The sequence below is a fragment of the Phormidesmis sp. 146-12 genome (genome assembly GCF_052939495.1).
Map to the genome: position 1 here is coordinate 24620 of NZ_JBJPHS010000076.1, position 8287 is coordinate 32906.

The 8287-nt window shown below is 46.9% G+C and carries 11 protein-coding genes; 3 read left to right on the plus strand and 8 right to left on the minus strand.

The window, feature by feature from the left end:
• Positions 1 to 122: 122 nt before the first annotated feature.
• Positions 123 to 2690 carry a TonB-dependent siderophore receptor gene (locus ACKFKF_RS25190; RefSeq protein WP_446870195.1) on the plus strand — a complete coding sequence of 856 codons (2568 nt, stop codon included), beginning with the start codon at positions 123 to 125 and terminating at the stop codon, positions 2688 to 2690.
• A gap of 43 nt (positions 2691 to 2733) precedes the next feature.
• A complete protein-coding gene (locus ACKFKF_RS25195; protein ID WP_446870196.1) occupies positions 2734 to 3726 on the plus strand; it encodes an ABC transporter substrate-binding protein in 993 nt (330 codons plus the stop codon).
• Here the strand turns inward: ACKFKF_RS25195 and ACKFKF_RS25200 are convergent.
• From ACKFKF_RS25200 to ACKFKF_RS25235, 8 genes are all read right to left on the minus strand, one after another.
• Complete coding sequence (locus ACKFKF_RS25200; protein WP_446870197.1) at positions 3723 to 3875, minus strand: hypothetical protein; 153 nt, start codon at positions 3873 to 3875, stop codon at positions 3723 to 3725. The two genes, ACKFKF_RS25195 and ACKFKF_RS25200, sit on opposite strands and share 4 nt — an antisense overlap.
• 21 nt (positions 3876 to 3896) lie before the next feature.
• A complete protein-coding gene (brnA, locus tag ACKFKF_RS25205; protein ID WP_446870198.1) occupies positions 3897 to 4121 on the minus strand; it encodes a type II toxin-antitoxin system BrnA family antitoxin in 225 nt (74 codons plus the stop codon).
• Positions 4102 to 4371: a BrnT family toxin gene (locus ACKFKF_RS25210; protein ID WP_446870199.1), complete on the minus strand. Its 270-nt coding sequence runs from the start codon at positions 4369 to 4371 to the stop codon at positions 4102 to 4104. The genes brnA and ACKFKF_RS25210 overlap by 20 nt, the downstream gene beginning before the upstream one ends.
• A 194-nt stretch (positions 4372 to 4565) precedes the next feature.
• Positions 4566 to 5453, minus strand: coding sequence for an Rpn family recombination-promoting nuclease/putative transposase (locus ACKFKF_RS25215; RefSeq protein ID WP_446857779.1), 888 nt, complete (start codon positions 5451 to 5453; stop codon positions 4566 to 4568).
• Positions 5454 to 5854: 401 nt separating this feature from the next.
• The gene (locus ACKFKF_RS25220) at positions 5855 to 6169 is read right to left on the minus strand and encodes a Uma2 family endonuclease (RefSeq protein ID WP_446870200.1); all 315 of its coding nucleotides are present in this window, start codon (positions 6167 to 6169) and stop codon (positions 5855 to 5857) included.
• 118 nt (positions 6170 to 6287) lie between these two features.
• Positions 6288 to 6476, minus strand: coding sequence for a hypothetical protein (locus tag ACKFKF_RS25225; protein ID WP_446870201.1), 189 nt, complete (start codon positions 6474 to 6476; stop codon positions 6288 to 6290).
• 156 nt (positions 6477 to 6632) lie between these two features.
• Complete coding sequence (locus ACKFKF_RS25230) at positions 6633 to 7340, minus strand: transposase family protein (RefSeq protein WP_446870203.1); 708 nt, start codon at positions 7338 to 7340, stop codon at positions 6633 to 6635.
• 9 nt (positions 7341 to 7349) lie between these two features.
• On the minus strand, positions 7350 to 7565 hold the full coding sequence (locus tag ACKFKF_RS25235; RefSeq protein WP_446857782.1) for a hypothetical protein: 216 nt from the start codon (positions 7563 to 7565) through the stop codon (positions 7350 to 7352).
• Positions 7566 to 7616: 51 nt separating this feature from the next.
• Between ACKFKF_RS25235 and ACKFKF_RS25240 the strand changes: the two genes are divergently transcribed.
• On the plus strand, positions 7617 to 7946 hold the full coding sequence (locus ACKFKF_RS25240) for an ABC transporter substrate-binding protein (protein ID WP_446870202.1): 330 nt from the start codon (positions 7617 to 7619) through the stop codon (positions 7944 to 7946).
• Positions 7947 to 8287 lie beyond the last annotated feature (341 nt).

The following is an 8287-nucleotide window of genomic DNA, read 5'->3' on the forward strand; positions in this document are numbered from 1 at the left end:
CAACAGTGAAAAAAGTCCGTCTAGCCTTCAGAAAAAGTTCCGCTAGTCCCCCAAGTCCCCATTGCGATCGCCTTTCTCAGTCTGGTATTTCTTGAGAGTGATTTTCAAGAAGGTGTGGCGAGATGCGGATGCGATGGGCTGCGGGGCAAGGACTACAGCAGTTGAGTTGGACGGTGAGCGTTCTGTCGGTGGTCGTGGCGGCGAGTGCTGGGGCGACGGAACCCGCAAAGGTGCTTCAGGCGCGGGATTTGCCTGCGAGTGCGAAGACGGTGCAGCAATGGACGGCACAGGTGGAAGCAGCAACCGCGCAAATTATCCAGATTCGACTGGTGCCGATCGAGGGTCGGCTTCAGGTGCAGATTGAGACCGCCGATGGCAGAACGCTGCAAGCGACCACGCGAGAAGAAGGAAATACGCTGATTGCTGAGATTGCGAATGCGGTGTTGGCATTGCCGGACGGGGGAGCATTTCGAGCCGAGAAACCCGCGATTAGCGCTTTGCGCAACTCCGTAGGAAACGACATTACGGAAGTGACTGCAACTCAGGTGAATGCGGCGACGGTGCAGATTCGGATTGTGGGGAATGCGACCCTTGCGGTATCTGCGGAGCAGCGCGCGCCTGTTGCGGAGGTTGTGAAGAGCGATCGGGGTTTAATCCTGAGTGTTGAACCCGATGAGGATGCTACAGAAGAAGAAATTACGGTAACGGGTGAGGGAGCGCGAGGCTATCGAGTCCCGAATGCGAGTACAGCAACGAGGACAGATACGCCACTCCGAGATATTCCTGCTTCGATTCAAGTTGTGCCGCGACAGGTTCTAGAAGATCGCAATGTTAGAACAATTAACGAAGCAGTTGAAACCGTCAGCAGTGTTGTAAGCGATATAACCTTTGCTGGTGCGCCTGGGCTGGAAAGTAGAATCATCAGAGGATTTTCTCAAGGTTTTCAGGATGGTGGAGGCGGAAACTTACGCAATGGCTTTCGTGACGGAGGATTCTATGGCTTAAGGGCGAGTGAGACATTTGAGCAAGTAGAAGTTCTAAAGGGACCCGCTTCGGTTCTATTTGGCTCACTAGAACCAGGTGGAGTTATCAACGTAGTTACTAAACAACCGCTCACCGACCCTTACTATAAAATTGCATTAGAAATCGGAAATCGGAACTTCTATCAACCTACTATTGATTTTTCAGGACCTCTAACGAGCGATAAATCTGTACTCTATCGATTGATTGCTAGTTATCAAACTTCAGACGGCGTTCAGGACTTTGTTAATACAAATCTGACTGCAATCGCGCCGACGCTCACTTGGAAGCTTGGAGATCGCACGACTCTGAACTTATATTATGAGTACCTCAGATCTGTGGGAGATAGCCCTACCCTACCCAGTGGACTTTTTGACGGCAGTGCTATTTTTCCTAGAGAGTTCTTCCCAGGTTATCCTCAATTTTCCTTTCTTGAATTCACAACTCAAAGATATGGCTACACACTGAACCATGAATTTAACGACAACTTACAGCTTCGGAACACCATTGCTGTAAACAATACTTCTGCTGTCGATCTTCGTGCTGGCGGCTCACAGCTACTAGATAATCAATTTTTAGTTGTTAGCCCAGAAGAAGGTTTTTTCAGCTATCACAATGTTTTTGGTCAAATCGATTTACTTGGGAAATTCAACACAGGTTCGATCGCGCATCAACTTCTCGTCGGTTTTGACTACTACCGTGTCAACATCCCAGTATCGGGTGCGTTTGGTGCTACTAATATTCCGACGCTTGATATCTTAAACCCAAATTACAACAACATTCCAGAGCCTATCTATGATACAAACTTCGAGATTGTTGATAAGGTTCGATCCTATGGTTTTTACATCCAAGATCAAGTTACGTTACTAGATAACCTGAAGCTTCTGATTGGTGGTCGATTTGATTGGGTTTCGACTGTCAGCGAGGGCGATTTTAGAAATAGTGGTCAAGAAAGAAACAACAGCGCGTTTAGCCCTCGAATTGGTTTGGTGTATCAACCCAGTAAAACCATCTCACTCTACGCGAGCTATAGTCAGTCTTTTCAACCTGTTGCTACCTTTGGAGCATTTAATACTGATGGTGAAGCCTTCGAGCCAACCAAAGGAACCCAGTATGAAACGGGCATCAAAGCCGATTTTCTAGATGGAAGGCTTTCAGCAACCTTAGCTGCCTACCAAATCACCAAAACAAATGTCATCACTCCCGATCCAGTGAGTCCTAGACTCTCAATTCAAACTGGAGAACAACGCAGCCGAGGAGTCGAGTTAGATTTCACAGGTAGAATTCTCCCAGGTTGGAATGTAATTGCATCTTATGCTTACACGGATGCGAAAGTCACTGAAGATAATAGTATTCCTGTAGGAAATCGCTTGCAGGGCGTACCAGAACAGCAAGCCAGTCTTTGGACAACTTATCAGATTCAAAAAGGGGGCTTAAGCGGTTTCGGAGTTGGGTTGGGGCTATTTTATGTAGGTAATCGGCAAGGAAATTTGGCTAATTCATTTACGTTAGGCAATTACTTTCGGACTGACGCATCATTGTTCTATCGCCGCGATCGATTCAATGCAGCAGTCAACATTCGCAACCTATTCGATATAGACTACTTCAATGTTGGCTTAGAAAGAGGTGATCCTCTCACTATCACAGGTTCTATCAGCTTAGAATTTTAGCTTTTAGTTGATGAAGAATCGAGCAGGAGAGACAGTTTTAGTAATGTCAAAGGCGATTCGTAGAATTTTTAGACTGTTACTTCTAGTCGTCATTACGATTACATTTGCTGTTGCCTGCCGTAATTTCATTCCACTAGAGAAGGAAAGTTCCAACCCTGTACAAGAACCAAGCCTTGCACAAATGCCCACAGCTACAAAAGTAGTAGAACACGCTTTGGGTCAAGTCAAAATCCCACTGCACCCGCAGCGAGTGATTGTAATGGACGGTAATATCTTTCTCGATCCTGTGTTGGCATTAGGCATAAAGCCAGTTGGCATTGCACCTTGCTCTGGTTGTCTAGAAGGTCATTCAGGTATTGATCCTAGCTTGACAGCCAATATTCCAAATGTTGGAGATGAGCAACCTTCGCTAGAAAAGATTCTTCAACTCAAACCCGATCTGATTCTATTGCACAAATATCAACAACGAATCTATCCACAGCTTTCTGCGATCGCGCCTACAGTCGTCATTGATACTGACGGTGGAGTAGACTTCGAGAAAAATATCCGATACATCGCTCAACTACTTGGAAAAGTCGATCGTGTTGAAGCGGTTCTATCTGAGCACAGAAACAAGGTCAAGCAATTACGACAACAACTAGAGCCAAGATCAAAAACGCAGAAAATATCAGTGATTCAAATTTCTGGCTCAAACATCTATTCGGTTAAGCCAGGTCTCTTTCCTTCCGATCAGATTTTGATAGATGCAGGTTTACAATTTCTTGAGAGCCAAGAGCAGCAACAAGATATGTTCTTACCCGTGAGTCTGGAGGCTTTACTCGATTATGATGCTGACATTTTATTCGTCATAGTAGTTTGGAAAAGAGATGCTGAAAATTTAAGTTCGTTGTCATTTTTGAAGCACCGCATCTGGTCAACCTTAAAAGCGGTTCAAAACAAGCAAATCTATGCAGTGCAATGGGCTGGAATCGGAGGAACGATCGGCGCTGATCGTGTTCTGAATGATCTCTATAGATATCTTGTAAAAGACTCCTAAAGCTGATAGCTCTTGCAGGTGCAAGCCGTTCCTGCGGAGTTGCGCTTTGCGCTAATCGCGCTCTGATTGTCGATCGTACTGAGATGAATAACGATCGTTATTCTTGCTAATCCTGTTTTGTTGTCGATCGTGCTATGAGTGTCGATCACATTGGATAAGTAGCGATCGCGCTAGTTGACTCGTTCCAACCGTTCAGCTAACCAAACCTTGACGATCGCTTCACGGTTCACACCCAGTCGCAGTGCTTCTCGATCCAATGCCTCCACCATCCATTGCGGAAACGCGATCGTCACAGACTTTGACTCATGCCCCGGACGACGTGCGTTCCCTAAGTCCAAAAACTCAGACACGTCTTCACCTTGATCAAACCGCTGATCAAATACTGCTGCCTTCATAAAATGCCACCTCCTCTGTCCGTGAACGTCGAACCGATATAATCCGTACTTTTCCCCCTCGATAGGTAATCACAGCAGACCAATGTTTCTCTCCACGTTTACCGATCACCAAAAATCTAACTTCATCTTCCGTTCTAGCAGGAATTTCAATCCGATCCACATCTGCCCACAATTGTTGAGCTTGCACAAAGTCAATCCCATGCTTTTGCTGATTCGCTTGGCTTTTTTGTGAATCAAACTCAAACTCCATCAATACCTCATAACTGATTTACACGCAATTGTAAATGACAATCGCACAAAATACTTTATAGATAACTTGGAAAATACCTCGTCAATGAGAAGGGAGGGGGGAAAGGGAGTAAGTGAGTGGATGGGTGAGAGAGTGATGGGGAAGATTGGGAGTTAGCGATCGTGCTTTGATCGTACTGGGATGAATCGCGATCGTTAATCGGGTTCTACGATCTCTTCCAACCAAGCCTCTAAATCCGTCAACGTGGTGAAATCGAGTAAGGCTTCGCTGAGGTCTTCTAGGACAGGTAAAGGTAGGGATGAAAGGCGCGATCGTGTTTCTTCAGAAAGTTCTTGCCCTAATCGTCGTCTTAACAGACGAGTGACTAAAGCGATCGCTTCTTGTCCGCGCACCTCTTCTCTGCCCTCTTCCTTCGCCTCTCGAATCGCTCGTGGTTCCTGTGTTAAATCTATTCCCAACATTGCTTTGATCTCCGATCGACTTAAATTAGTGAGCTTGTAGACCAAAATCGAGGTCACAATATCTATTATGTCCTGTTTCTGCTCAGGTGTGACTGGCTCCTGATCCGCTCGTACAATCAAATCTCTCGCGGCTTCTGGGGCTTCCGCTTCGTCCACAATTGTCAGCACGATTGCTCCAACCATCACAGGCAAATCTCTGACATCCCCCAACTCATCCAAATACACCCGATGCGCCTGTCCACCATTCAGAAAAGACCGATGCGGATGCAGATCGCTTTGCTCGACACTGCGCGATGGATAGATAATCACAGTTTCCCAGTCATTAAAGCGGTCTCGATTCCGATAAAAATACAATGCAGATTCAGCTAAAAGTCGTTCGTAGAGCCGTTCATCCCTCTGCATTTGAAGCTCACAGAAGTAAATTGTCCCAATCACATTATCTGGCGGCAAAAACACCCCATCAATCTCAAACTTTGGCTCTTTCACTGCAACAGAATCAAAGCGATAATCAGCCGCATTGCTCGGTCTAGTTCCAATCAGATCAAACAAGAGTGTGGGAGATTGTTGAAACAGCTTGTAGAACAGTGGATCACGGCGCATCAGAGGCAGAGAGAACAACACGGTCAAGTGTACTCTAAGCAGCACCTCAAGTTAGCTAAATCCCCTATTGATAGACCTTGCAGGTGTAGGCGGTTCCCTCGGAGTTGCGCTTTGCGCTAATCGCGCTATGAGTGTCGATCGCGTCTAGTTAGGTAGCTGATTGGGGTCAATTCCCTGCGGTTCCTACGGAGTTGCGCTTTGCGCTAATCGCAGATATGCCTCCAACCGTTCAGCCCGTTCTTCTGAACTGAGATAGCGATAGCCCTGTCTATTAGACTTCCTGCACGAATCATAGATGCCCTCCGACTAAAGTCGGGGCTACAAGAGCAAAGTGTGCCTTCGCACACTAAAGAGGCGATTTTAACCGTTAGTCCACGGAGGTGGACTTTGTTCTGATAGCAGCGATTTCAATCGCCAGGTATTCATGCAGGAAATCTATTGTACCAGGTCAATATTTCTTGGTTAAGTCCACCCACCACGCCTCGATAGCGTCCAATCCCTAATCCCACTTCTGGCATCCAATACGGCTCTCCAATCTGTAGTTGATAACTATCGTTCTCTAACTTATACAACTCAAACGGTTGATGCTGGTCGCGTCGCCAAAACTCTGGGTTATACACCAGGTAGTACAACACACCCAGCTTGCGATAAATCTCTAGCTTCTCGTCATACTCCTCTCGTGGCGTGTGTGACACCATTTCTAGGACAAAGATCGCACGATGTCGTTTTCTTCCCATGTGGCATGGCTGCGCCGCGATTTGCCCCCCTTCTTGCGCTCCACCCCGACACTTAAAAACCCATCTGGGACAACGGGAACCTTCGGACTCACGCCCGTCGTGTGATACACCGCCATCTCTACCCCAAAGTACCAATCCGCTCCGCCCAAATGCTGGTTAACAATAATAGCAACAGGTTAGGCAGCAGGTTTTGGTCTTCGTTGTCCACGGGCGTATCATCTGAGCAGGGCAGGTCGGCGGTGCTGGGTAAGGAGGGTGATAAGGGCTTGGAAATCACGGAGCCTGCAACCAGAAACGATGCTCTCATTAGACTTATTCAAGAATTTGTAAGCGAGACTGTGCCTGGCTTTGAGGTTAACCTCGCCAGACTGTTCAGGAACGAAGGCATCGGGGTTTGAGGCTATTTCTATCAGGAATTAATGTTGTTCATAGCACCGCCTAGAAGCAAACCCCATTGCTGATTTCAAAAGTCGTAAGTTGTGAAATCCAGGTTGCCTAACCGCAATCTGACTAGTCCACAAATGGCTAAGACCACAACTGAATACACTCGCGACTCCAAGCGAAACCGATTCGTCAAAATCCGAAAGATTTTCAAGCGCCGAATCAAGTGTTCAATGAAGATGCGTTGGGCAGAACTGACCCGGTTTTCCTGCTGTTGAGTGTCGCTCAATTCCCGATGCTTGGGCTTTTTGTGAGGCGTGGTGGTGTGCTCTGCCCCTTGATAGGCTTTATCCCCCATGAACTGCTGCCGGGAGTCGAACTTCTGTTGTTGGCGGCGCAGCAGGCTAATATCACTGGTTAGACCTGGCACTGCTGGAATCACATCTACGATCTCTCGCCCGTCAGAGGTTCCTGACACTTGCGTTTTCTGCGTGTGCTGCTTCTTTTTGCCTGAATAATATGTCTCCTGAACCTGGGAGTCTGAGGGACGTTCTCGCGCCTGCTCCGTGCTGTCGGCTAACAGCACCTCATCTTGCAACAACTCTTGCACCCATGCCCACAACTCTGGGTCGTGCCCAAACTGCTCATACAAACTCGCCGGGAGCACTTGCCTGATCCACCTCAACCCTTGGTGGAACGCTTGGTTCGCCTGCCCCTGCGAGACCTCAAAGATCATGCCTAGCACGCCAAAGGTCGAGTCGTGCCGCAGATGAAATAAACACAGGGCGATCTCTTCGAGTTACCCGCAAGGGGTCGTGGCTTCCAAGGTAAACACTTCAGGTCGCCCGGCACCTGCTGCATTCACTCGCACTTTTTGAGCTTCCACCACCGCTTGCTCTTGGGCATGAAGCTTTCTGACTGGCTCAATTAGACGGTTAAACTCCTCAAAACTGATGCCCAAAATCAATTCACTACGCTGGGGGTAAGTGCGGATATAATCAAGAGGATTTTTCATGGGAGGGGTGAAAACACCGTTTTACCATCTTTTTTTGCCTCAATTTAATTGTTGAATAGGTCTATTGGAAATCCTTGGTCAACCGAAAGTTATGCCTTACTTTCTCGCATTGCTCCAACGATCGTACTATCGCGTGATTTTACTTGGCAGAAAAGGCTGATGGCACTTGCTAAAGTACTCGCTAAAGAAGAGAATGGTCAGAAATTAATTGCACAGTACCAAAAGCGCATTCAGAACTTCAAACAAGCTTTAGGCGATCGTCGTGATCAAATTCAAGTTTCTGTTGCTGGGATGTTTCCTGAGTTTGTTCACGGCTACGGAGAGCAAAGTACAGTAGGGATGATTCTTAAAGATCTTGAGCTACAGCGTCCGCCCTCTTAAAGCGAGAATGTTATCTATGCGCCACAGTCCCTTTCTAAAGAAGAGATATTAGCGATCGATGGTGATGTTCTATTCTTTTTAACAAGGGAAGGAGAAGCAGGTGCGAAAACGGTGTTAGGGAGGCTTGCTCGCGATCCTTTATGGCAACATCTCAAAGTAGTTCAAAAGAATCAAGCTCATCTTGTATCTTACCAATGGCACAGCGGAGATATTTTTGCAATTAACGCCATTTTGGACGATCTCTACCAATATCTCATTTCTAAAAAGTCCTATAGCATTCAAAAAAAGGGCGTTGCATAATGGAGGGATGAATGAGGGTGTTGTACTATGCAGTGTCGATA

Excerpts from the sequence above, each read along its gene's own strand:
- ACKFKF_RS25190 (WP_446870195.1), top strand. The coding sequence starts at position 123 with ATGCGGATGCGATGGGCTGCGGGGCAAGGACTACAGCAGTTGAGTTGG.
- ACKFKF_RS25195 (WP_446870196.1), top strand. The coding sequence starts at position 2,734 with ATGTCAAAGGCGATTCGTAGAATTTTTAGACTGTTACTTCTAGTCGTC.
- brnA (WP_446870198.1), bottom strand. The coding sequence starts at position 4,121 with ATGAAGGCAGCAGTATTTGATCAGCGGTTTGATCAAGGTGAAGACGTG.
- ACKFKF_RS25210 (WP_446870199.1), bottom strand. The coding sequence starts at position 4,371 with ATGGAGTTTGAGTTTGATTCACAAAAAAGCCAAGCGAATCAGCAAAAG.
- ACKFKF_RS25220 (WP_446870200.1), bottom strand. The coding sequence starts at position 6,169 with ATGGGAAGAAAACGACATCGTGCGATCTTTGTCCTAGAAATGGTGTCA.
- ACKFKF_RS25225 (WP_446870201.1), bottom strand. The coding sequence starts at position 6,476 with ATGAGAGCATCGTTTCTGGTTGCAGGCTCCGTGATTTCCAAGCCCTTA.
- ACKFKF_RS25235 (WP_446857782.1), bottom strand. The coding sequence starts at position 7,565 with ATGAAAAATCCTCTTGATTATATCCGCACTTACCCCCAGCGTAGTGAA.